At 67.5% G+C, this 23,193-nt stretch carries 25 protein-coding genes and 1 pseudogene; 11 read left to right on the top strand and 15 right to left on the bottom strand.

The annotated features are described in order from the left end of the window. Positions 1 to 71: 71 nt before the first annotated feature. Entirely contained in the window at positions 72 to 1,823 is a 1,752-nt protein-coding gene (treA, locus tag E9536_RS05300; protein ID WP_136469438.1) for an alpha,alpha-trehalase TreA, read from the bottom strand. A gap of 311 nt (positions 1,824 to 2,134) precedes the next feature. Here treA and E9536_RS05295 point away from each other — a divergent pair, with 311 nt between their 5' ends. Both E9536_RS05295 and E9536_RS05290 read left to right on the top strand, forming a co-directional pair. Continuing rightward, complete coding sequence (locus E9536_RS05295) at positions 2,135 to 3,523, top strand: MFS transporter (protein ID WP_027789532.1); 1,389 nt, start codon at positions 2,135 to 2,137, stop codon at positions 3,521 to 3,523. Between the two features lie 380 nt (positions 3,524 to 3,903). Then, positions 3,904 to 5,115 (top strand): crosslink repair DNA glycosylase YcaQ family protein, encoded by a 1,212-nt coding sequence (locus E9536_RS05290; RefSeq protein WP_060086268.1) that lies wholly within the window; start codon positions 3,904 to 3,906, stop codon positions 5,113 to 5,115. A gap of 61 nt (positions 5,116 to 5,176) precedes the next feature. Here the strand turns inward: E9536_RS05290 and E9536_RS05285 are convergent, their stop codons facing one another. After that, entirely contained in the window at positions 5,177 to 5,395 is a 219-nt protein-coding gene (locus E9536_RS05285) for a DUF1653 domain-containing protein (protein WP_006480837.1), read from the bottom strand. A gap of 62 nt (positions 5,396 to 5,457) precedes the next feature. Further along, on the bottom strand, positions 5,458 to 5,901 hold the full coding sequence (locus E9536_RS05280; protein WP_136469437.1) for a GNAT family N-acetyltransferase: 444 nt from the start codon (positions 5,899 to 5,901) through the stop codon (positions 5,458 to 5,460). A gap of 81 nt (positions 5,902 to 5,982) precedes the next feature. Between E9536_RS05280 and E9536_RS42030 the strand changes: the two are divergent. The 3 genes and pseudogenes from E9536_RS42030 to E9536_RS05265 form a co-directional block, all read left to right on the top strand. Continuing rightward, a pseudogene (locus E9536_RS42030) lies at positions 5,983 to 6,090 on the top strand (ABC transporter substrate-binding protein); the annotation flags it as partial. A gap of 16 nt (positions 6,091 to 6,106) precedes the next feature. Beyond that, positions 6,107 to 6,730, top strand: coding sequence for an HAD hydrolase-like protein (locus tag E9536_RS05270; protein ID WP_059587015.1), 624 nt, complete (start codon positions 6,107 to 6,109; stop codon positions 6,728 to 6,730). A 384-nt stretch (positions 6,731 to 7,114) separates the two neighbouring features. Next, the gene (locus tag E9536_RS05265) at positions 7,115 to 7,684 is read left to right on the top strand and encodes a DUF4142 domain-containing protein (protein WP_111939383.1); all 570 of its coding nucleotides are present in this window, start codon (positions 7,115 to 7,117) and stop codon (positions 7,682 to 7,684) included. Positions 7,685 to 7,791: 107 nt separating this feature from the next. Here E9536_RS05265 and E9536_RS05260 read toward each other — a convergent pair whose 3' ends face one another. Together E9536_RS05260 and E9536_RS05255 are read right to left on the bottom strand one after the other, a co-directional pair. Next, positions 7,792 to 8,391, bottom strand: coding sequence for a GNAT family protein (locus tag E9536_RS05260; protein WP_027789540.1), 600 nt, complete (start codon positions 8,389 to 8,391; stop codon positions 7,792 to 7,794). Between the two features lie 62 nt (positions 8,392 to 8,453). Beyond that, positions 8,454 to 9,368: a LysR family transcriptional regulator gene (locus E9536_RS05255; protein WP_059698619.1), complete on the bottom strand. Its 915-nt coding sequence runs from the start codon at positions 9,366 to 9,368 to the stop codon at positions 8,454 to 8,456. 109 nt (positions 9,369 to 9,477) lie between these two features. On the opposite strand from E9536_RS05255, the gene lysA reads away from it, so the two are divergent. Continuing rightward, a complete protein-coding gene (gene lysA, locus E9536_RS05250; RefSeq protein WP_027789542.1) occupies positions 9,478 to 10,716 on the top strand; it encodes a diaminopimelate decarboxylase in 1,239 nt (412 codons plus the stop codon). Between the two features lie 45 nt (positions 10,717 to 10,761). On the opposite strand, the gene E9536_RS05245 is transcribed toward lysA, so the two are convergent. Then, entirely contained in the window at positions 10,762 to 10,962 is a 201-nt protein-coding gene (locus E9536_RS05245) for a WYL domain-containing protein (RefSeq protein ID WP_348772119.1), read from the bottom strand. An 8-nt stretch (positions 10,963 to 10,970) separates the two neighbouring features. Between E9536_RS05245 and E9536_RS05240 the strand changes: the two genes are divergently transcribed. After that, a complete protein-coding gene (locus E9536_RS05240; RefSeq protein WP_247873415.1) occupies positions 10,971 to 11,129 on the top strand; it encodes a VOC family protein in 159 nt (52 codons plus the stop codon). Between the two features lie 56 nt (positions 11,130 to 11,185). Here the strand turns inward: E9536_RS05240 and E9536_RS05235 are convergent, their stop codons facing one another. Continuing rightward, complete coding sequence (locus tag E9536_RS05235; RefSeq protein ID WP_060086264.1) at positions 11,186 to 12,073, bottom strand: DMT family transporter; 888 nt, start codon at positions 12,071 to 12,073, stop codon at positions 11,186 to 11,188. A 126-nt stretch (positions 12,074 to 12,199) separates the two neighbouring features. Here E9536_RS05235 and E9536_RS05230 point away from each other — a divergent pair, with 126 nt between their 5' ends. Beyond that, on the top strand, positions 12,200 to 13,657 hold the full coding sequence (locus E9536_RS05230) for a PLP-dependent aminotransferase family protein (RefSeq protein ID WP_136469435.1): 1,458 nt from the start codon (positions 12,200 to 12,202) through the stop codon (positions 13,655 to 13,657). A gap of 165 nt (positions 13,658 to 13,822) precedes the next feature. Here E9536_RS05230 and E9536_RS05225 read toward each other — a convergent pair whose 3' ends face one another. Then, on the bottom strand, positions 13,823 to 15,256 hold the full coding sequence (locus E9536_RS05225; RefSeq protein ID WP_124671757.1) for a nicotinate phosphoribosyltransferase: 1,434 nt from the start codon (positions 15,254 to 15,256) through the stop codon (positions 13,823 to 13,825). Positions 15,257 to 15,330: 74 nt separating this feature from the next. Then, positions 15,331 to 16,371, bottom strand: a complete 1,041-nt coding sequence (locus tag E9536_RS05220) for a bifunctional nicotinamide-nucleotide adenylyltransferase/Nudix hydroxylase (protein WP_027789549.1) — start codon at positions 16,369 to 16,371, stop codon at positions 15,331 to 15,333. 181 nt (positions 16,372 to 16,552) lie between these two features. Between E9536_RS05220 and E9536_RS05215 the strand changes: the two genes are divergently transcribed. The 3 genes from E9536_RS05215 (at position 16,553) to E9536_RS05205 (ending at position 19,015) form a co-directional block, all read left to right on the top strand. Further along, positions 16,553 to 17,005, top strand: a complete 453-nt coding sequence (locus tag E9536_RS05215; RefSeq protein WP_027789550.1) for an SRPBCC family protein — start codon at positions 16,553 to 16,555, stop codon at positions 17,003 to 17,005. 212 nt (positions 17,006 to 17,217) lie between these two features. Continuing rightward, positions 17,218 to 18,105 carry a DUF4261 domain-containing protein gene (locus E9536_RS05210; RefSeq protein ID WP_060193323.1) on the top strand — a complete coding sequence of 296 codons (888 nt, stop codon included), beginning with the start codon at positions 17,218 to 17,220 and terminating at the stop codon, positions 18,103 to 18,105. Between the two features lie 121 nt (positions 18,106 to 18,226). Then, positions 18,227 to 19,015, top strand: coding sequence for a lysozyme inhibitor LprI family protein (locus E9536_RS05205; RefSeq protein WP_168799502.1), 789 nt, complete (start codon positions 18,227 to 18,229; stop codon positions 19,013 to 19,015). Positions 19,016 to 19,188: 173 nt separating this feature from the next. Here E9536_RS05205 and E9536_RS05200 read toward each other — a convergent pair whose 3' ends face one another. From E9536_RS05200 to E9536_RS05180, 6 genes are read right to left on the bottom strand one after another with little or no spacing between them, the layout of a single operon-like run. Beyond that, complete coding sequence (locus E9536_RS05200) at positions 19,189 to 19,575, bottom strand: hypothetical protein (protein ID WP_136469433.1); 387 nt, start codon at positions 19,573 to 19,575, stop codon at positions 19,189 to 19,191. 26 nt (positions 19,576 to 19,601) lie between these two features. After that, the gene (speD, locus tag E9536_RS05195) at positions 19,602 to 19,985 is read right to left on the bottom strand and encodes an adenosylmethionine decarboxylase (protein ID WP_059686731.1); all 384 of its coding nucleotides are present in this window, start codon (positions 19,983 to 19,985) and stop codon (positions 19,602 to 19,604) included. After that, positions 19,982 to 20,131: a hypothetical protein gene (locus E9536_RS41320; RefSeq protein ID WP_153489189.1), complete on the bottom strand. Its 150-nt coding sequence runs from the start codon at positions 20,129 to 20,131 to the stop codon at positions 19,982 to 19,984. Before E9536_RS41320 ends, speD begins: the two co-directional genes overlap by 4 nt. Beyond that, positions 20,128 to 21,630: a DUF4178 domain-containing protein gene (locus E9536_RS05190; RefSeq protein ID WP_136469432.1), complete on the bottom strand. Its 1,503-nt coding sequence runs from the start codon at positions 21,628 to 21,630 to the stop codon at positions 20,128 to 20,130. The genes E9536_RS41320 and E9536_RS05190 overlap by 4 nt, the downstream gene beginning before the upstream one ends. Before the next feature lie 9 nt (positions 21,631 to 21,639). Beyond that, positions 21,640 to 22,680 (bottom strand): SPFH domain-containing protein, encoded by a 1,041-nt coding sequence (locus E9536_RS05185; protein WP_060313260.1) that lies wholly within the window; start codon positions 22,678 to 22,680, stop codon positions 21,640 to 21,642. Positions 22,681 to 22,707: 27 nt separating this feature from the next. Continuing rightward, positions 22,708 to 23,094, bottom strand: coding sequence for a DUF350 domain-containing protein (locus tag E9536_RS05180; RefSeq protein ID WP_027789557.1), 387 nt, complete (start codon positions 23,092 to 23,094; stop codon positions 22,708 to 22,710). Positions 23,095 to 23,193 lie beyond the last annotated feature (99 nt).

The raw sequence follows: 23,193 nt of genomic DNA, 5'->3' as shown, positions 1-23,193 counted from the left end.
GGACGGCCGCTTACGCGACAGTCCGGCCCGTGCGTTCTCTCGCGGGGCAAGCGCGCGGCCCGTGCCGCGCGTCACTCGCCGTACAGCCCGAGCAGTTTCAGCGTGACGCCGTTGGTCCAGCCGAAGCCGTCCTGCAGCGGATATTCGCCGCCCCCGCCGCCGCCCGTGCCGGCGCCTTCGACCACGTATTTCTCGACGAGCTTGCCTTCGGTCGCATACACGTGCTTCACGTCGGACAGAAAACGCGTGCCGATGTCCTTCGCGAGCGCCGGTTCGCCGTAGCGCCGCAGCCCGTCGATCGCGATCCACTGCAACGGCGCCCAGCCGTTCGGCGCGTCCCATTGCTGCCCCGTGTTCTCGGTGGTCGTCGCGAGGCCGCCCGGCTGCAGCAGCGTCTTGCGCACCTCGCGCGCGGTCGCCTTCGCGCGCTCGGGCCACGCAACGCCCGCGAACAACGGATACAGCGCGGCGGCCGTCACGGCGTCGCGCGGCTTGCGCAACTGCCAGTCGTAGTCGCCGTAGTAGCCGCGACGGTTCCACAGATAGCGGTTGATCGCGGCCGCACGCCGCGCCGCGCGCCCGGAAAAATCGGTCACGCAGGCCACGTCGCGCGTGAGCACGCAGCCCTTCACGATCGTCGTCTCGAGATGGAACATCAGGCTGTTCAGGTCGACCGGCACGATCGACGTCGTGCGGATCGTCGCGAGCGTCTTGCCGTCGCCGAACCAGCGCGAGCTGTAGTCCCAGCCGCTTTCGGCGCCCGCGCGCAGGTCGCGGTACACCTCGTTCGCCGGACGCCCCGGCGCCGACTTCGCGGTCGTCACGTCCTCGAGATACGACTCGTCGCGCGGCGTATCGCTCGCATCCCAGTAGCGGTTCAGCACCGCGCCGTCGGGCATCGCGACCACATTGCGCGCGGCCTGCCCGCGCGGCGTCGTGGTTTCGCCCTGCATCCAGTACGCGTACTCCTTGCGCAGTTCCGGCAGATATTTCTGGTAGACCTTGTCGCCTTCGGCCTGTGCGGCAAGCGTGACCATATAGGCGAAGAACGGCGGCTGCGAGCGGCTCGCATAGTACGTGCGGTTGCCGTTCGGGATGTGCCCGATCGTGTCGATCAGATGGGCGAAGTTGTCGAGCATGTCGTCGACGAGATCCTCGCGGCCCGACACCTGCAGCCCGAGCATCGTGAAATAGGTATCCCAGTAGTAGCCTTCGCGGAAGCGGCCGCCCGGCACGACATACGGCTTCGGCAGCGGAATCAGCGAACTGTAGGGCGGCACCGTCGTGCTCGTGCGCGTGAGCTGCGGCCACAGCCAGTCGATGTGCTGGCGCAGCGTCTGGTTCGGCGGCGGCGTGACGCCGCCTTCCGGGGGCGGCGTGAAATGCTGGCCGACGAACGCCTTCAGCGAGAAGCCCGGCTGCGATTTCTGTTGCTGATACAACTGCACGATCGTCGCGGGATCGCTGTCGGGCGTCGCGTCGACGAAGGTCTTCTGGTCGGGATAGATCTGCGCGGTCTGCACCGCGACAAACAGGTCGCCGTAGAGCTGGCTCGGCGGCGGCAGCAGCGTGCCCGACGCGGGGCCGGCAACCGCGGCCGTTGCAGGCGCTGCCGACTGATCGACCGCCTGCGCGGCGGCCCGGTTCGCGTTGTCGGCCTGCGCGGCGCAGCCGGCAACGGCGAGATACGCGACGGCCAGTGCGGCGGCCCAGCGAAGACGCGGCGCGGGGCGCCCGAGCGGCGGTGAGCGACGAAGCGGAAAGCGGGTTGGGATGCGCGTTGAGATGCGAGATGCAATCGATGCGGCACGACGTGACGTCATGACGTGTCCCCTCCTTTCGATGGTGAGCGGGTCGGCACGAGGTCTCGTTCGCGCGCGCGCTCGTCTCGATGGCCCTCGATCGATGCGCGTCGTTTTGTGTTGCGAGTGGGCCTGACTGTCGCACAAAACGTGCACATCAAGCAAGTTTCGATTCGCGCGGCTCGCGCAGGCATGCTCGGCGTTTGCGCAGTCGTTCTTTCCGCGCCGCCCGCGAAAAGAACGACTGTTGCAATATGCGGAACATCTGTTGTCGTACGTGACTCAATGGTCACATTGTGGGCATAATGGCGTCTTTACCGCGCGCCCAGCCCATGTCGCCCGTCTTTCTAGCACCGCTCATCGTTGCCTGTGCGTTGTTCATGGAAAGCGTCGACGCGAACATCATCGTCACCGCCCTGCCCGCGATGGCGAGGGACTTCGGGCACAACCCCGTCACGTTGAACATCGCGATCACGGCCTACGTGGTCGGGCTCGGCGTGTTCATTCCGATCTGCGGCTGGCTGGCCGACCGATTCAGCGCGCGCTCCGTGTTCCGCACCGCGATCGGCATCTTCGTCGTCGGCTCGCTGATGTGCGCGGCATCCAATTCCCTCGGCGTGCTCACGTTCGCGCGCTTCATCCAGGGCGTCGGCGGCGCGATGATGGTGCCCGTCGGCCGCATCATCATTTTCCGCGCCGTGCCGCGCTCCGATCTCGTGCGCGCGATGAACTACCTCGCGATTCCCGCGCTGTTCGGGCCCACGGTCGGGCCGCTCGTCGGCGGCTTCATCACGACCTACCTGCACTGGCGGATGATCTTCTTCATCAACGTGCCGATCGGCATCTACGGGATCTACCTCGCGAGCAAGCACATCGCGAACACGCACGAGCCCGACCCGGGCCCGCTCGACTGGTTCGGATTCCTGCTGTCGGCCAGCGGCGCCGCACTGCTGCTGATGGGCCTCACGCTGATCGACGGTGCGCTCACGTCACGCTCGAACGCCCTCGCCATGTGCGTGACCGGCACCGTCCTGCTCGCGCTCTACGTGCCGTACGCGCGCCGCAAGGAACGCCCGGTGCTCGACCTCAGCTTCCTCAAGATCCCGACGTATCACGCGAGCGTCGTCGGCGGGTCGCTGTTCCGCATCGGCCTCGGCGCGGTGCCGTTCCTGCTGCCGCTCGCGCTGCAGGAAGGGCTCGGCATGAGCGCGTTCCATTCGGGGCTCATCACGTGCGCGTCCGCGTTCGGCGGCGCGATGAGCCGCTCGACGGCCACCCATACGCTGCGCCGCTTCGGCTTCCGCACGGTACTGATCTACAACGCGGCATTCGCGGGGCTCGCGATCGCCGCGTACGGCGTGTTCCATCCCGGCATGGCGACCTGGGCGATCTGGCTGATCGTGCTCGTCGGCGGCATCTTCCCCGCGCTGCAGTTCACGAGCCTGAACTCGATGATCTATGCGGACATCTCGCCGCGCGACGCGGGCCGCGCGACCAGCCTCGGCAGCGTCGTGCAGCAGATGTCGCTCGGTCTCGGCGTGACGGTGGCAGGCCTCGTGCTGCACGTTTCGCACTGGCTGCAGGGTCATCAGAAGATGGTGTGGTCGGATTTCTGGCCCGCGTTCGTCGTGGTCGGGCTGTGTTCGTTCGCATCGATTCCGATCACGCGGCGGCTGCCGCCCGGCGCCGGCGACGAAGTCGCGCGCGGCAAGCGCCAGTAGCAATCAGTCGGACGAGCGGAAATGGCGACAGGGCAGAACGGGCAGCAGGGAAACCGCCCGCGAAGCAAACCGGAAAAAACAAAAAAATCAGCGGACATCCACACGGGGCCGGTGCACAGCCGCATGGATGTCCGCTCAGGGCTCCGGGTCTCCCGATGGGGGTTGAGAATCCCGGATTCGCTTCCTGCGTGCCATGGACATATGTGCGTCGGAAGCGGAATCGTTGCGCGCACATTTCGTCGCGCCATGGACTGCACTATAGGGAAACTTGCGAAACGTATCTGTCAACCATTGTCAGACACGTTGCATCGGCACGTCGCACGCGCGCGCCGCTTTCGCGCTAAAGTGGTTCCCGACCATCACTCCCGGCCGCCCCTCCGATGCTTACGCTCTCGCCCGCCGCCGCCCGCGCCCTGCATCTCGCCGCGCAGGGCCTGCTGACACCGCCCCGCCGCAAGGCGACCAAAGCCGACGTGCTCGACACGATCCGCCGGATGGCGCAGCTGCAGATCGATACCATCCACGTCGTCGCGCGCAGCCCGTATCTCGTGCTGTTCAGCCGTCTCGGCGATTTCTCGCCGCAGTGGCTCGACGAGCATCTCGCCGAGGCGCGCCTGTTCGAATACTGGTCGCACGAAGCGTGCTTCCTGCCGGTCGAGCAGTTCGGCCTGATGCGCTACAAGATGCTCGATCCGTCGGGGATGGGCTGGAAATATGCGGCCGAATGGCATGAACAGAATCGTCCCGAGATCGAGCGGCTGCTCGCGCGGATTCGTGAAGAAGGCCCGGTGAAGTCGGCGGATTTCGTCCGCGAGGATGGCGTGAAGGGCAACGGCTGGTGGGATCGCAAGCCCGAGAAGCGCCACCTGGAAGTGCTGTTCACGACGGGCGACCTGATGGTGTCGGAACGCCGCAATTTCCAGCGCGTGTACGACGTGCGCGAGCGCGTGCTGCCCGGCTGGGACGACACGCGCGACCTGCCGCCGCGCGAAGCCGTGCTGCCCGCGCTGCTCGACTACACGTGCCGTGCACTCGGCGTCGTGCGTGCGGACTGGGTGGCCGACTACTATCGGCTGCCGCGCCGCTCGTACCGCGCGGAGCTCGAGCAGCTCGCCGACGCGGGCGACCTGATCCCGGTGGCGATCGACGACTGGAAGGAGCCGGCCTACGTGCATCGCTCGCTCGAAGCGTTGCTGCCGGCCGCCGAGGCCGACACGCTGCGCTCGACGGTCACGACGCTGCTGTCGCCGTTCGACCCGGTCGTATGGGACCGGCGGCGTGCATCGACGCTATTCGGCTTCGATTACACGATCGAATGCTATACGCCCGAGCACAAGCGGCGTTATGGCTATTTCTGCCTGCCGGTGCTGCATCGCGGCCGGCTGGTCGGGCGCGTCGACGCGAAGGCGCATCGCACGCTCCGCACGTTCGAACTGAAGGCCGTGCATGTCGAGCCGGGCGTGCGGTTCGGCACGGGGCTCGCCGCCGACGTCGCGAAGGCGGTGAAGAAACTCGCGGCATGGCACGGCACGCCGGAAGTCACGACCCGGCACGCACCGCCGGAACTGGTGAAGGCGCTGGCCGGCGACTGATACCCGCACATTCGGCTCGTGCAGCCGGCCCGCAAGGCCGGCTTACGCGGCCGGCCGAGGATCAGTCGCGCAGCTTGCGGAAACGCGGCGTGCCGTCTTCGAGGTTGCCGTTGAACATCGCTTCCGGCCTCACCCACAACCCGCGCGCATGCGGCCACAGGTGTTCGTACACGACCACCGATTCCTCGGTTTCGGAATGGCGGGCAACGCCGATGTAGCGATACAGCCCGCCCTTGTAGTGGCGATGCGTCGCGAGCTGTTCGGCTTCCTGTTCGGTCATGATCGGTTTCTCTTCGGCAAAAACGGAAAGCGCGTATTGTATGCGCTGCGCTGCGCCGCGCGTCAGCGTTTCGCGTAGATGTCCGGGCGGCGGATCTCCATCACCCGCTCGGGGTTCGCGCACGGCCCGAAGCCGACCGGCCGGTACAACTCGTGCGCATCGGACGTCACGAGCATGATGCGGCGCAGGCCCTGCACCATCTCCTGCGCGAACACGTGGTCGATCAACGCGCGGCCGTAGCCGTTGCCGCGTTCGGCCGGCAACACGAACACGTCGCACAGGTACGCGAACGTCGCGTGATCGGTCACAAGGCGCGCGAAGCCGACGAGCCGGTCGCCGATATACGCGCCGAAGCACAGGGAACCCTCGATCGCCTTCTCCATCACGTCGCGCGGAATACCCTGCGACCAATACGCGTCGCGATGCAGGAAGTCGAAGATCGCGTCGACGTCGAGTTCGTGTTTGTCGGTGGAAAATCTCAGCGTGACGGGGGTGGCAGCAGGCACGTCGGTCTCCGGTCGGGGTAGTGGAAAGCGAAGCGTCGACGATACCGCGCCGCGCAGCGAGGGACAAGGGACAGCACCGATCATCCGGACGACGCGAAGAAGCTGCTCGACCCTCTCGTTTCACCGCGGGCGCAACCGACCGTGCGGTCGACGGGCCTTGATTCGGTGACAATGTCGTCTGCCCGATAACCTGCCACGCCGCTTCATGCCCTACCGCCTCATCGCATTCGACTTCGACGGCACGCTCGCCGATTCGCTCGACAGCTTTCTCGCAGCGCTGTCGGAAGCGTCGCGCATGCACGGCTTTCGCGACGCCACGCCCGAGCTGCGCCCGGCACTGCGCGGGATGTCGGCGCGCGACATCATTCGCGCGCTCGACGTGCCGATGTGGAAAGTGCCGCGCGTGACGATCGACATGCGTCGCCTGATGCGGCCGCGCGTCGCGCAAGTGGCGTTGTTCCCCGGCGTCGGCGAAACGTTCGACGCGCTCGCCGCGCGCGGCATCCGCATCGCGATCGCGACGTCGAACACCGAGGAGATCGTGCGCGACCGGCTCGGCCCGCACGCCAGCAGCCGCGTCGAACATTTCGCGTGCGGCATTCCGCTGTTCGGCAAGGCCCGTCGCCTGCGCGCACTCGTTCATGAAGCCGGCCTGCGCAACGACGAAGTGCTGTACGTGGGCGATGAAATCCGCGACGCCGACGCGGCACGACGCGCGCGCATCGCATTCCAGGGTGTTGCGTGGGGCTACACCGCGCCGGACGCGTTGCAGGCACATTGCGCGACGCCGTTGCTGCCGCGTCTCGACGCATTGCTCGACCGCGTGTGACGCGTTCGCACGCATCGCGAGCCGGCCAGCGTCGACGCTCGACGCGCGCGTCACCGCGGCGTGACGATGACTGCCAGATGACACCCGCGTGCATCCCGCACGCCGCATGCGCGCAAAAATTGCCGCCACCACGCACGCGACAGGTACGCAATACCTGCCGACACGCATGCTCATCGATTCGTCTTACCAACCGTTACACAAACCACAGCGCGGTTGCACCTGCTACCGGATCGCCCTCCTAGAATCAGTCGGGCCGGGAAACACTTCGACCGGCGCCGCGGCAGAGCGGCGGTCGAATCCGGCCCGGGCGCGCCCGGTCTCTCGCACAGCGACGGATCACCCGATCCGTTTTTCAACCAGAGCCCCGATTGAAAGGAGGTCCCCATGAACCGCTTTCCCCACGTCTCGCGCCTTGCTTTGTCTGCCGCTGGCCTGCTTCTCGTCGCCGTGACGGCGACCGCGCAAACCGCACAACCGGCACCGGCCGCGCCGGCCGCCGCTGCGACGCGCATCCACGAAGCCGACCAGGCATTCATCACGGACGGCACGAAAACGGTGTCGACGCAGCACGACGCGGCGCGCATCGCCGATTCGCGCACGTCGGACAGCCAGGTCAAGGCGTTCGCGCAACGCGTGTCGGCCGACGATGAAAAGATCATCCAGGCGATGCGCGCAGCCAGCCCGCGCGGCGTCGACGTGCCCGCCAACGACCCCGACACGGCCGTGCTGAACAGCATCAAGACCCTGCGCGGCGCCGAGTTCGACAAGGCGTACATCGAGCAGGTCGCGCTCGCCGGCCAGCAGAAGACCATCTCGGCCTTCCAGGCCGAAATCGCATCGGGCCGCGACACGAAGCTGAAGGAAGTCGCACGCCAGTCGCTGCCGATCCTGCAGAAGCATTACGCCGACGCGCAGAAGCTCGCGGAGCGCCACCACCTCGCATCGGCGCAGTAACGCGCCGCCGCGCCGCGCGTCGTGCGCGGCGCACGGCTTCTTCCCCTGCCGTCGCGTCGCCGCCCTCTCCGGCGACGCGACGCACACCAGGCGTCTTACGCGACAGGTTATGTCGCGAGCTTCGCCATCAACCGCGCCCTCACCTCCGGCCATTCGTCGTCGATGATGCTGAAGCGCACCGAATTGCGCTTGCGGCCGTCCGGCATGATCCGTTCGTGCCGCACGATGCCTTCCTGCTTCGCACCGAGCCGCAGGATCGCCGCGCGCGATTTCTCGTTCAGCTCGTCGGTCGTGAACTGCACGCGCACGCATTGCAGCACGTCGAACGCATAACCCAGCAGCAACCATTTCGCTTCGGTGTTCGCACGCGTGCGCTGCGCCGATTCGCTCAGCCACGTATGGCCGATCTCGAGCTTGCGGTTCTTGCGATCGATCTTCCAGAAACGCGTGCTGCCGATCGCACGGCCGGACGCGCGATCGACGATCGTGAACGGCATCACGGTGCCGGCCGAACGCCCCTGCAATGCCGTGTCGATGTAGGCGTCGATCGTGTCCGGGCCCGGCACGACCGTGACCTTCAGGTTCCACAACCGGCCGTCCGCGGCAGCGTCCAGCAGCGCCTGCCGATCGGATCGCTCGAGCGGCCGCAGTTCGACGCGTTCGCCGGTGAGAATCGGTTGTTCGAGGGAAGCGGAAGCATCGGTCATGAGCGGTTCCGGAAAAGACAAAAAACGGCGATGGCGGCGAAACGCCCAATCATACGGCCGCGTCAGCCGAGGACTGCGGCCAACCGGCGGCGGATCGCCTTCGCCTCGCCGCGCAGCGCATCGGTGAACGCGTCGACGAGCAGGCTTTTCGGCCGGTGCTCGGGCACGATCACGCTGACGCGATACGGAAACGACCGCGTGAGCGGCCGCACGTGCAGGTCGCGCCCGACGAAATCGAGCGCGGTCAGCGGATTGACGATCGCGACGCCGAGCCCCTGCCGCACGAACGCGCATACCGACACGGCCGACGGCGTGTCGACGACCGAGCGCGGCGCCACGCCGAGCTGCGCAAACGCCTCGTCGATCAGGATGCGGTACGGATCATTCAGCGACAGGCTCACGAACGGGCGATCGGCGAGATCCGGCAGATCGATCGCGTCCTGCGCGAGCAGCGGATGGCCGTCGGGGAGCACGCATACTTCGTCGACTTCGAGCAGCGGCGTGAGCACGGTGCCGGCCGGCGCGACGTCGTGCTCGGTCAGCCCGAGGTCGTAACGCTGCGCGGTGAGCCACTCTTCGAGCATCGGCGATTCCTGCGTTTCGACCGACAGGCTGACGCCCGCATGGGCGTCGCGAAACCGGCGCGCCGCGCCTGGGAGGATCGCGTGCGAGAACGCCGGCAGCGCGATCACCGACAGTTGACCGTCGCGAAACTCGCGCAGGCGCGCGGCCGTGGCCGCGACGCGTTCAAGCCCCACATATGCGAGCCGCACGTCGTCGAACAGCGTGAGCGCGGCCATCGTCGGCCGCAACCGGCCGTGCGCGCGCTCGAACAGCGCGAAGCCGACGACCTGCTCCATGCGCGCGAGCTCGCGGCTGATCGTCGGTTGCGACGTATAGAGCATCTCGGCCGCGCGCGTCGTGCTGCCGGTGACCATCAGCGCGCGAAAGACCTCGATATGGCGGTGCGTGAGCATGATCATCTATATCAGATGTGAATCGAATTTCGATAAATAGGCATTTTACTGCATAGATAAACAGGCGCATCATTCACGTTATCCGTTCATTCGACCCGCTTCATCCGCCATGTCCCTCGATTCCCGCCAGCTCGCGACGCTCGCGCAGCAATACGGCACCCCGCTGTGGGTGTACGACGCCGACGTCATCCGCGACCGCATCGCCCAACTGCGTCAGTTCGACGTGATCCGCTATGCGCAGAAGGCCAACTCGAACGTCCATATCCTGAAGCTGATGCGCGAGGAAGGCGCGTGCGTCGATGCCGTGTCGCTCGGCGAGATCGAGCGCAGCCTCGCGGCGGGGTTCAGCCCGGCCGGCGAGCCGGAAGGCGTCGTGTTCACGGCCGACCTGATCGACCGCCCGACGCTCGCGGCGGTGCTGAAGCACGGCGTGACCGTGAACGCCGGTTCGCTCGACATGCTCGCGCGCATCGGCGAGCATGCGCCCGGCCACCGCGTGTGGCTGCGCGTCAACCCCGGTTTCGGCCACGGCCACAGCAACAAGACCAACACCGGCGGCCCGCAGAGCAAGCACGGCATCTGGATCGACGACGTGCCGCGCGCGATCGAGATCGTGCGCCAGTACGGGCTGAAGCTGGTCGGCATCCACATGCATATCGGGTCGGGCGTCGACTACGGACACCTGTCGCAGGTGTGCGATGCGATGGTCGACCTCGTCACGTCGCTCGGCCATGACATCGACGCGATCTCGGCCGGCGGCGGCCTGTCGATCCCGTATCGCGACGGCGAGCCGCGCGTCGACGTCGGGCACTACTTCAGCCAGTGGGATGCCGCGCGCAAGCGGATCGAACGGCATCTCGGCCACCCGGTGCGCATCGAGATCGAACCGGGCCGCTTCCTCGTCGCCGAAGCCGGCACGCTCGTCACCGAAGTGCAGGCCGTCAACCGCCGGCCGAAGCACGATTTCGTGCTGATCGACGCGGGCTTCAACGACCTGATGCGCCCGTCGATGTACGGCAGCTACCACGCGGTGTCGGTGCACGCGCACGATGGCGCGCTGCCGGCCGGACGACCGCTGGTCGACCTCGCGATCGCGGGGCCGCTGTGCGAGTCGGGCGACGTGTTCACGCAGGACGCGGGCGGCGTGGTCACGCACCGCAAGCTCGCGCAGCCGCAGATCGGCGACCTGCTGTTCCTGCACGACGCGGGCGCGTACGGCGCGTCGATGTCCTCGAACTACAACAGCCGGCCGCTCGCGCCGGAAGTGCTCGTCGATCGCGGCACGCCGCGGCTGATCCGCCGCCGGCAGACGATCGACGAATTGCTCGCCCTCGAAACGTTCGAGTAAGGCCGGCACGACGGAACGGGGTGCGCGGCCTGCGCACCTCGCCCCTCACCTCACCGTCACGCGCACGTCGGCGCCCGCCGCACGCCACGCCTTCAGCAACGCCGTGCGCCGCCGCGGATAGCGCACGTCCAGCCGTTCGAGCGCGACGATGCGATCCGTCCGAAAATGCCGGAAATCGTTCCGACCTTCGCACCACGCCGCCAGGATGCGCACGTCATTGAAATAGCCGAGCGCGAATGGCCACACGATCCGTTATGGTCGACGACGACCACGAGGTGCGACGCCTGTACGAAGCGTGGAAGGTGCTCGGCGTGACGTTCGAGCAGGCGCCGATGACGGCCGTGTTCGGCCTGACGTTCGTCGCGCTCGACCCGGACGGCCACCGCTTGCGCGTGTGCACCCCGGACGATTGAGCGCGAACGGGCGCGACCTGCGGCGGGTCGCGCCCGTTCCCTCCTCCACGCGCGCGTCAGCCCGCGCGCCGTACGGGTGCCACTTTCGAGAAGTATTTCGCGCCCGCCACGCAGCCGACCACGACGACCGTCACGACGACCATCGACGGCGGTACCGTCTCGTGCAGCAGCCCGGCCGCCAGCAGCAGGCCGAAGAACGGCTGCAGCAGCTGCAACTGGCCGACGCCCGCGATCCCGCCGAGCGCGAGCCCGCGATACCAGAACACGAAACCGATCAGCATGCTGAACAGCGACACGTACGCGAGCCCCCACAGCGCGGCGGCATCGACGCCGTCGAACGACGCGGGCGAGGTGAGCCACGTGAGCGGCAGCATCAGCGGCAGCGACAGCACGAGCGCCCACGAGATCACCTGCCACCCGCCGAGCTGGCGCGACAGGCGCGCGCCTTCCGCGTAGCCCAGCCCGCATGCGACGATCGAGGCCAGCATCAGCGCATCGCCGACCACCGACGCCTGGCCGCCGTTGCGCAACGCAAACGCAGCCACCGCACCGCTGCCGACGATCGAGAAGATCCAGAACGGCAGCCGCGGCCGCTCGCCGCCGCGCCACACGCCGAACAGCGCGGTCGCGAGCGGCAGCAGCCCGACGAACACGATCGCGTGCGCGGACGTCACATGCTTCAGCGCGAGCGCCGTCAGCAACGGAAAACCGACGACGACCCCGAGCGCGACAATGGCCAGCGACACGGCCTCGGCTCGCGTCGGCCGCCGCTGCTTCAGCACGACGAGCAGCAGCAGGCCGAGCGCGCCGGCGATCGTCGCGCGTGCGAACGTGAGGAACAGCGGGTCGAGCCCCTGCACCGCGATACGCGTCGCGGGCAGCGAGCCGCTGAAGATGATCACGCCCAGCAGGCCGCTGAGCCATCCGTTGGTCGTCTTTTGCACGGGAAATCCTGAACGGGGAAAGTGGATCACCGATGATCCGCCGCCCGTGAAAAGCGCGTAAGCTACAGCCCAATACAATTCCGACAAACTGTACTGGACAACCGTCCGTACAGTTCATTCTTCGCGATGAGCCATTCCGCCCCGCTTCCCGTTCCGCCCGCGCCGTCGCGCACGCGCGTGGAAACCGTGATGGACACCTTGCGCGCGCGGATCGCGAGCCGCGCGCTGATGCCCGGTGCGCGCGTACCGTCGATCCGGATGATGGCCGACGGGCTGGGCGTGTCGAAATCGACCGTCGTCGATGCATACGAGCGGCTCGCGAGCGAAGGCGTGCTCGTCGCGCGGCGCGGCTCGGGCTTCTACGTGTCGGGGCACGCGCCGCCGCTCGCGCTCGCCGATCTCGGCCCGCGTCTCGATCGCGAGCTCGATCCGCTGTGGCTGTCGCGCCAGTCGCTCGAGGCCGCGCCGACGACCGTGAAGCCCGGCTGCGGATGGCTGCCGCCGTCGTGGCTGCCGGACGAGAGCCTGCGCCGCGCGCTGCGTGCCGTGTCGCGCGACGAATCCGACGCGCTGACCGATTACGCGACGCCGCTCGGCCTGCCCGCGCTGCGCCAGCAGCTCGCCTGGCGGCTCGCGCAGCACGGCGTCCACGCGGAACCCGCGCAGATCATGCTGACCGACGGCGGCACGCATGCGCTCGACCTCGTGTGCCGCCTGCTGCTGGAGCCGGGCGACACGGTCGTGCTCGACGATCCGTGCTACTTCAACTTCCAGGCGCTGCTGCGCGCGCATCGCGCGCGGATCGTCAGCGTCCCGTACACGCCGAACGGGCCCGATCTCGCGCGCTTCGAGCAGGTGCTGGCCGAGCACCGGCCGCGCCTGTACATCACCAACGCGGCACTGCACAACCCGACCGGCGCGACGCTCGCGACACCCGTCGCACACCGCCTGCTGACGCTCGCGGCCGAGCACGGCCTGCTGATTGTCGAAGACGACATCTTCGCGGATTTCGAGAGCACGCCCGCGCCGCGCCTCGCGGCCTTCGACGGGCTGTCGCGCGTCGTGTCGATCGGCAGCTTCTCGAAGACGCTGTCGGCCGCGGTCCGCTGCGGCTACGTCGCCGCGCGCCCGGAATGGATCGATGCGCTCGTCGACCTGAAGCTGGCGACGTCGTTCGGCCATGCGCAGATCGGCGCGAACGTCGTGCACCGGCTGCTCGTCGACGGCACGTACCGGCGCCATCTCGACAGCCTGCGCGCACGTCTCGCGGATGCAATGGGCGAGACGATCCGGCGCCTCGCACGCGCAGGCCTCGGGATCTGGACGGAGCCGCGCGGCGGCCTGTTCGTGTGGGCGGAGTTGCCCGACGGGCTCGATGCCGCGCGTGTCGCACGCCATGCACTCGATCACGACGTGGTACTCGCGCCGGGCAACGTGTTCAGTGCGTCGCACGGCGCGACCTCGTTCATGCGCTTCAACGTGTCGCGCTGCAAGGGGCCGGCGGTGTTCGATGCGCTGGCGCGGGCGATGGAGGCGGTGCGGGCAGCGGACACGGCAGGGCACGTGCTCGCCCGCGAATCGTGACGGCAGGCGAGCGCGTTCGATGGTTTCGATGAAGGCGACATCAATTTCGTGTCGGCGCCTGCGAACGTACTGACGGGAGAAGCCGACGCAGATGCCGCACCGTGCACGCCCGTCGCCCACGCCGCCCGAACGCGAACGACGCGGCGGGATACCCCGCCGCCCGCGTCACACCTCCCCTGCGTGCGCCCTCGCCCGCACCTCGGCAAACGACGTATCGACGAGCAGCCGCCCCGAATCGAACACCGTCTCGAGCGCCTCTTCCCACTCGCCTTCCAGCATCCGGTCGTCCCACGCAACCGGCAGCGTCGTCGTCCGATACTCGCCGGTTCGATCATTGCGCAGCAGCGTGAGCCGCCCTTTCTTCGAGCGCTTGCCCTGATCGGTGACCGGATCCTTGCGAACGTCGTGCCACTCCCCGCCACGCCGGATCGCCGAGCACTTCATCGCAAAGCGCTGCGTATCGCGGTTCACCTGTTGCAGCAGCGCGCCGCCCATGCCGAACACCACATTGCCGGCCGCGTAACCCGCGTCGTCGAGCGCGGAAAGGATCGCTTCGATCGACAGCTCGTCGACACCATCGCCCTGGATCACGCGCACGCGGTTCAGCACGCGCCGCCCCTTGCCGTTCACGGTCGAGCCGAACGACGCGTCCAGCGCGCGCACGGTCTGCAGCACGATCTTCACGGGGTCGCCCGAATCGGGACGCACGACCAGCGTCGCGCCCGAATCGAGCACGGCCTGCCGAAGCTCGCCGCCCCACAGGTCGAGTGCGGCGAACAGATCGTAGGAGTCCGACACGACCGACACGATCGCGCCGGGCAAGCCGAAGCGCGCAATCATGTTCCGGTACGCGTCGGCCTCGCCTTCGCGCCCCCACGACGTGATCGTGCTGTGCTCCGCCGCCGGCACCGAGTACGCGGCCATCGGCTCGCGATAGAAGCGGTTCGCGGCCAGCACGCCGAGCACCGTGTCCGAGCCCATGAAGTTCACGAGGTGCGCCGCGCCGCCGATCGCGGCCGACTCCGCGCTCGACACGCCGCGCGCGCCGAAGTCGTGCAGCTTGAACGGCAGTTGCGCGAGGTCGTCGTCGGTCTTTTCGAGGAAGCGGCGGATCGTCTGCCGCAGGTGCCAACTGCGCGTCGCGACCGTCACCGGATACCACACGCGCAGCAGCATCGTCTCGAGATACGACGCGAGCCAGAACACCTGCGGGTCGTCGCATTCGACCGTCATCAGCACGTTGTGCACCGGCACGACCGAACCCTCCGGCACCGCCCGGATCTTCACCGGCAGATAACCGTCGTAGCGTTCGACGATATAACGCCAGCCTGCTTCGTTGAACGGTTCGCCGTGCACCGTGAAGAAATCGCGCGCCTCGTCGATCATCGCGTGCGTGATCGGCTTGCAGAGATATTCCTTCAGCAACATCTGCAATCCGAAGAACACCGTGCGGTCGTAGCGGCCGCCACGCGATTCGACGTACGAGAACATCGCCTGCGCGTCGGGCGGATATTGCAGGAAGTGGGAAGCCTTGTACGAATCCGTGTTGAGGATCGGATTGGCAAGAACCGCGGCAAAGCCGCCGAGATCGTTTTGCATGGCTAGAGCTCCTCTAGGCCGTTGAAGTGCCGCCGCGTCTGTCGCGGCGGACCGGAATGCGGGGAATCAGCGGATCACAGCTTCCCCAGGAAGTGGTACGCGATGTCGAAGTGATCCTCGAACATCACGTTGCGCATCTGCGCGAATTCGTTCAGCGGCACCCAGCGCGCCTTGTCGGCGTCGTCGCTGCCCTTCACGCGCGGCAGCTCGCCGGTCGGGAAATTGAACAGGCACGCGTGCGTGATCGTGCGGCCGCGCAACGAGCGCGTCGGGTGATCGAACACCTGGCGATCCTTGATCGAGCCGCGCAGCACGGGCTCCGGCAGCTTCAGGCCGGTCTCCTCGCGCAGCTCGCGGATGCAGGCCGCGTCGAGCCGCTCGTCCTGGTTCACGAACCCGCCCGGCAGCGCCCACAGGCCGCGTCCCGGTTCGCTGCGGCGGCGCACCAGCAGGATATGGCCCGAGTGCACGACCACCGCGTCGACCGTCACGAACGTGACCGGATACGGGGCGGCCGCCCACGCCTTGCGATACGCGGCGATGAATTCGGCTTCCGACTTCAGCTGCGCGAATTCCGGCTGCGTGCGGAAACGCTCGAGCCAGCCGAACACGGGTTCCGGCACGGCCCATTGCACGAAGCTGTTGGTGCGTTCGGCGAAATACTGGTCGCGGATCTCGGTGGCGGAAATGTCTTCCGTCGCGTCGACGTCGACGAGCTCCCATTGCGGGAACATCCGCAGGTAATACGATGTGGCGTCCTTCTCGTGGCCGATCAGCCCGACCTTGCGCTGCGCGACGTCGCCGAGCGCGGACGCGACGGCGTCCTGCACCCAGCGCACCCAGTCGCCGTCGTTGTAGGTCGAATCCTGCAACGGCGCGATCGTCACGCGGTCGCGCTCGGACGCGTCGAGCAGCGAAGCCAGCATCTGGCGGCGCTCGTCGAACGAGAATGGATCCTTGATGGTGCGGGGCTTGTCGGTCGACCCGATCAGCACGCACACGCGCTCGGCCCGGCTCAGTGCCGACTTCAGCACGTTCAGGTGACCACGATGCGGAGGCTGGAAACGACCAATGAAAACGAGCGCGTCGAAGCGCCGGTTCTGTTGCGTACTCATGAGGCTCCCTCAAGAGATTGAAACGCTTCGGGTCTTTCCCGAAGGGTTGGTGTGAATCCTAGGGGAAATCCCGGAGGGCGTCAATCGAGCCCTTGCTCGACTTGACGAAGTATGAAGAAATGCTCCGAATCGGCGGGTTACACTCGGTTCCATCCCAATCCGCGCCATTGCACCCGCCATCATGAGGATCTCAGTCAGCCGGACCGTCGGCGTCGATCGCAGGCGCCTCTTCACGTGGTCGCAGGATTACGCGCGGCGGCTCGTGTGGGACAGCTTCCTCACCGATGCCTATCTGCTCGACGGCATGACGGCCGACGTCGGCGTCGATGCGTTCTGCCGCAGCCAGTCGGGCGCGACGATGGTGTCGCGCTACATCTCGTACCGTCCGCCGCAGGTCGCGGCCGTCGAAATGGTCGACGGCCCGAAAGTGCTCGAACGCTTCAGCGGCAGCTGGAACTTCACCGAGCACACGCCCGGCACGACCGAGGTGAAATTCACGTACCACTTCCGCGCCCAGCCGGCCTGGCTGCGCTGGCTGCTCGAACCGCTGATCGGCGCGTTCTATCTCGTGCAGACGCGCCGGCGTCTCGATTCGTTCAAGCGCTGGGCCGAAGCGGAAGCGCTGCCGCACTGACCGGCGAGCGCGGGCCGCACGGCCCGGCGTGTCTGCGCCCCGCCTGCCGAACGCATTCGAACGCGCCGTCGCCTCACCGCCACGCGTTCACCGCGCATTTGCCAGATTCGCCGAACCCGTGGAAACTACGGGCGGCCGTCACCCTGACGGCGCGCCCCGACCGAGAGAACGGGGCCCCCTCCCTGAAACGGCTTCGACACGAACATAATCCGATGAGCCTGATATCCCGATTCTTTGGCCGCAAGGAAGTACCCGAAAACCCCGTCGCGCTGGCCGCGGCACCCGACGTCGAGAATCCGCTGAGCGTGGCGGTCGTCTTCGACGGCCCGCTGCAGGTCGATATCGCCGCGCTGACGGCCGCACTGCGCGCGTACCACCCGAGCATGAAGCAGGCGCGCGTCGAAACCGAGCCGACGCTCTCGCAGGTGTTCGGGCTCGCCGGCTGGGGCAACCACGTCGTCCGGCTCGTCGGCTTCGATGCGCCCTATCCGTCCGACGCGCTGGAAGCGTGCGTCGCGCCCGCCCACTACGGGCAGGACCTGAAACAGCAGGTGCGCGCGAGCCGCAGCCACGTGATCCTCTACTACGCGGGGCACGAAACGAATCCGCTCGACCAGTACGTCGCACTGGCGGCCGTCGCCGGCGCGCTGGCCGAACAGAACGGCCTCGCAGTGCTGAACGAGCACGCGCACACGTCGCTGCCCGCGGGCGTTTTCAACGCGAAGGAACTCGGCGACGAAAGCCTCGAAGTGCTGCGAAATATCCCGCTGAACCTGTTCTTCTGCGGCTTCGTGAAATACGAGGTCGAAGGCGTCCAGGGCGTATGGATGCGCACCTATGGCGCCGACGTGTTCGGCCTGCCGGATTTCGCCGCGCTCGCGGAAGGTCATCACGAAGGCGAGCGTTATTCGGGCATCTTCAACAGCGTGATGCATTACCTGCTGGAAAGCGGCGCGCGCATGCATGCGGGCGAAACGATGCAGGTCGGCGCGGAAACGTTCATGAAGCTGCGTGAGCCGCTCGAGCAGGAGTACTACCTGCGGGGGCCGGCGCCGGTGCTGGTGGCCGAGCTGATCTCGGCGGACGAAATCAATCGCTGATTTCGCCCCGTCGTATCCGGCTGCATGGCGCACGGGTTCAACGTTTCGCGAACCGCGTGCGCCGTTGTGTCACCCGACGGCGGCATGACAGCCGCCGTTGGAACCCGTTGAGGAGTCGTCCGTGTTCGGCATCCGCCCCGGTCTCGCGCTGGCCGTCATCGGCCTCTCGTTGTCGGCCCATGCCGACGGCATCCAATGCGCACGTGCGACGACGCGCACCGAGCACCTGATCTGCGCCGATGAGGCACTCATGTCGGCCGACAGCGCATTGTCAAACGCGTACTACGATGCAGTCGGCATCGCCGCCGACCAGCAGGCCGTGATCCGGTCGCAACGCGCATGGCGCACGCAGCGCGATGCCTGCGCCGACGCTGCCTGCATCGCCACCGCATACCGCGACCGCACGGCAGCGTTGAAGCAGGTGAAACACGCGGGCTGGAAAACCTATCGCGACCCGGCGCTCGGCATCTCGTTCGAATACCTCGCGAACCGGCAGGTGAAAAAGCCGTGCCCGGAAGGCGGCAGCGACCATTGCGTCGCGATCGTCGGCCGCAACATGACCTATAGCAGCAGGTTCATCTCGTTCGAGATCGTCGACGGCGCGCTGGAGCCGGTCGCGGAAAAGGAAGCGGGATTCGTGAAGCAGGATGACGGCAAATGGGTGACGTCGTACGGCCCCGGCATTCCGCAGGAAGTCGAGCGCATCTCCGGTTCCGGCTGGCACGGCATGAGCGCGACGATCATGTGCCGCATCAGCGATCCGAAAACCGGCTTTTACTCGGCTGCCGGCGAATGCTACTGGGCCGTACTGAGCAACGGCAAGCGCTCGGCCGTCGCGGGGACGCAGGGCTTCGTCGGCACCGACGACGCGACGCTGCACAGTGTGTCGACGTTCCGGTTCGATCGTTAGCGGCCGGAGCGTCACGGTGTCCGGCCTCCCGGATACGACGCGCCGGGCAGCGATGCGTCATCTCGATGACGTCCCGGCGGCATGTCGCCAACGTCGGCCGTGATGAAATCACCTTTTCCGCCCCGATTCGCGACGGCCGCGGCACCAGCCGCGCCGCCCGGATCATCTACGCACTAACGGGCGCCGTCGCGGCGCAACGGGAACGTCTGCGCACCGGCGTCGCGGCGCAACGTCACCTCCATGCCGGTCAGCCATCCTGACGATTTCAGGATCGGGCGCGCCACCGCATACAACCGGTCGGCGCTGGCGCCGTACAGGTACAGATACCCGTCGTTGCCGTCGCGATGCAGCTCGGTCTCGCCCAGTTCGCCGGCCCCGGCCCGCTTCACCGCGCGATCCAGCCGTCGCTCCAGCGCACGAAGGCGCGCCGTATCCTTCTCGTCGTAATCGAAGTGCACCATCACGACCGGACTGGGCGCCTTCGGCTGCACATCGGCGGCAGCATGGCCGGCGAGCAGTGCCCAGCCGAGCAACGCGAAGAATCGGATGCTGTTTTGCATTTCGGCAACGAGAGTCGAACGACCGCTCACGTCGCCGCGCCGCCGCGCGCAACCTGCTGCCGGACTTGCGCCTGCGTGCCGAGCGCAGCGGCAATCGCATCGACCGCCTCGGCCGCACGCGCCGCACCGCACATGAACGCGTCAACGGCCGCGAAGCGATGCTCGGGCCACGTATGGATCGTGATGTGCGATTCGGCGAGCAGCACGACACCCGTCACACCGTGCTCGCCGCCGAAATGATGGAAATGCGCGCCGATCACGCGCGCGCCCGCCTGCCGCGCCGCTTCGGTGAGCAGCGTCTCGAGCCGTGCGGCGTCGCGCAGCAACGCCGCGTCGATGCCGGCCAGGTCGGCCAGCACGTGCGAGCCGAACGTCGCGCGCGGCGGCGCGATCCCGTCGCGCGCGGTCATTTGTGCGACCCGTACGACGAGTAACCGCTGCGGGCCGACGAACTGCCCCAGCCACCGCCGCCCGAACCGCTGCCGCCGATCGACGCGCAGCTGAACAGCGTGACGACGATCAGGCCGTAGACACCGTAGAGGATGTACCGGATCACGCGTTGCCCCCGTCCGACGCAAAACTCTTCCACAGCCATTCAGGCAGCCACAGCACCAGCAGGCCGACCAGCACGTAAACGGAGCGGCCGCTGAACGAGAACAGCGAGCCCATGTTCAGGATCACGAGCAGCGCGCTGAACACGAGCGGCAGCGGCGCGAAACTGTGCGGACCTTTCCGGCCGAACAGGCCGGTCGACGCGGTGGCACCCGTTGCCGCCGCGAGCGCCGGCGTGCCGAAGCGTTCGGCGAGCGTGCTGCCCGACAGCGGCCGCGCGCGCGACCAGACGATCTCCGCGTCGCTGCGCTCGCGCGTCAGCTTGTCCTTCTGCCAGCCATAGTCGATGATCGACGTGCGATCGCCGACCTGCACGCGCCAGTTGAACGCGCCGACCACGTAGACGACCTCCGAGTCGTATTCCTCGCGCAGGCGGTAGGTCTTGCCGCCGTCGGTCACGTCGGACTCGCTGCCGATCGTCGGCCACTGGTCGAGCACCTGCACACGCTCCCAGCGCCCTTCGCTCTGCACGAGCCACAGGAAACCGCGCTTCGGGTTCAGCAGCAGGTATTCGTCCCACGTCTCTTCGTCGCCCGGCACGCGGCAGCGCATCATCCCGATCACCGTGTACTTCACGCCGTCGAACGTGCCGATCGCGCCGAGTTCCAGCGCCCCCTTCACCGCTTCGAGCTTGCGCTGCGCCGCGAACACGGTCTGCTGCTCGGCCGTGCACTGCACGCCCGCATGGCAACTGCCGCACACCACGTAGTCGGCGAGGTTCGGCGCATACGACAGCGGCGCGCCGCAGCTCGGGCACGCGAACGGCACCATCTCCGCACCGCGCTTCTCGCGCGTGTCGTTGTCGGTATCGCGCAGCCCGGTGAACGCGAGCGCGTCGAACTCCAGCGCTTCGCCCGTATAGACGGCCGGACTCCCGCCGTTCGAATCGGCGTCAGAATAGTCGTACGTCGCGAATGCGTTGCCGGTCCGCAGGTCGACGACGCGCGCCTCCCAGCCGGCATCGACGCGGAACGGCAGCTCGCCGTCGCCGCCCGTGCAGCGCGCGGTGCGCACGTCGGACACGAGAAACGCGCGGCCGCCGTGGTCGATCCGCATGCCCGGCTCCAGTGTGCCGAACGCGGGCCACGCGCCGCCGGACGCATCGTCGGGCTCGCGCACCGTCACCGCGTACTGGCCCGACGCATCCGACAGCCAGCCGAACGTGCCGTCGTCGAACACGACATACCACTCGCTCCACACGCCGGCGTCGTAGGTCATCTGGATGCGCCCGAGCACCGTGAACGTGCGCTTGCCGTAGCGCCCGGCCGTGCCGATCTGGATCGGCGACGCATCGTCGAGCACCGTGGCCAGTTCGCCGATCCGCTCGACGTCGGTCCCGCGCTTGAGCAGCGTGCTGCGGCAGAACGCGCAGACGGCCATCACCGCCGCCGCCGAGCGAAACTCGACCGGCGCGCCGCACTGGGGGCACGAGGTACTGAACATGCGCGACGCTTACCGGGTGAGCTTTGCGAGGATCTCGGCCTTCGCGCGCGAATATTCGTCTTCGGTCACGAGGCCCTTGTCGAACAGCGCCTTCAGCTGTTCGAGCCGCTGCACGTAGTCGGTGCCTTCCGCCGGCGCGGCCGCCACCGGCGCTGCAGCGGGCGCGGGCGGTGCGGCCGGCGCCGGTTGCGCGGCGCCCGCGATCTGCCCGGCCATCGCCTGCCCGATCGCCGCGCCCGCGGCGAGCCCCGCGCCGACGCCCGCGAGGCCGCCCGGGTTCTGCGCGGCGAGCGGAATCGCCTGCGCGGTCTGGTATTGCGTGGCGCGCGCGAGATCGCCGGCCATCCCCGCGCCGATCCGCAGGTCGAGCGCCTTCTGCAGCTCGGCCGGCAGCGACACGCTCTCGACCGCGAATGCGTCGAGCGCGAGACCGTAGCGCGTGAACACAGGCGCCAGCGCGTCGGCGACACGCTGCGACAACAGCGACTGGTTCGCGGCCATGTCGACGAACGGCACGTCGGCCGAGCCGAACGTCGTGCTCATCGCGGTCACGACGAGGTTGCGCAGTTGCTGTTCGACCTCGTCGACCGTGTACTGCGCGCGCGTGCCGCTGACCTCGCGATAGAACGCGGCCGCGTCGACGATCCGGTACGAGTAGATGCCGAACGCGCGCACCTGCACGAAACCGAATTCGCGGTCGCGGATCGTCACCGGCTGTGCGGTACCCCAGCGGCGGCCGAGCTGCAGCCGCGTGCTGAAGAAATAGACGTCCGACTTGAAAGGCGACTGAAAGAGTTTGTCCCAGTTCTTCAGGTACGTGAGCACCGGCAGCGTATTCGTTTCCAGCGTGTACAGCCCCGGCTGGAACACGTCGGCCACCTTGCCTTCGTTGACGAAGATCGCGACCTGCGTTTCGCGCACGGTCAGCTTGCCGCCGTACTGGATTTCCTGGTCTTCCATCGGATAGCGCCAGGCCAGCACGCCGTCGGTGTCTTCCGTCCATTGCAGGACGTCGATGAACTGCTTGCGGATAAACGATCCCAGACTCATGTCGGTCTCCTCGAAACGCGTGGCGCGTCAGGTCAGGCAGGCGGCATTGATGATGCCGACGACGAGCGACGCGGTGCCCATCAGGCCGCCCATCGCGACGTTGCGATCCTCGATCGCATGATTCATGCCGGGCATCAGGCGCGTCAGCGCCGCATAGGTGATCAGCTGCACGACCATCGCGCCGACGGCCCAGATCACGACTTCGCCGAATGTGGAATTGTGCGCGATGCTGGACGCGAGCGTCAGGCAGAAGCCGATCAGCGCACCGCCGAACGACAGCGTCGCGGCCGCGTTGCCGTCGCGGATCAGCGCCAGTTCGTCGAACGGGGTGACCTTCAGGTACACTGCCGCGAACACAAGAAGCAGCACGAACGCCGACAGTAAATGAACCGCATAGAGATAGGCACTATTCATTCTTTCCCTCGGATTTTGTGCTCGGTTCGCCGCCCCGTCGCCGGCCGGCCCGCGCGGGGCCACCGGACAAAATTCCGCGCCAGTATATCCACATTGCCG

The organism is Burkholderia sp. LS-044, assembly GCF_004803625.1.
Taxonomy (GTDB): domain Bacteria; phylum Pseudomonadota; class Gammaproteobacteria; order Burkholderiales; family Burkholderiaceae; genus Burkholderia; species Burkholderia cepacia.
Note: the sequence above shows the minus strand (reverse complement) of the source record. Positions and strands in the feature narration are given on the sequence as shown.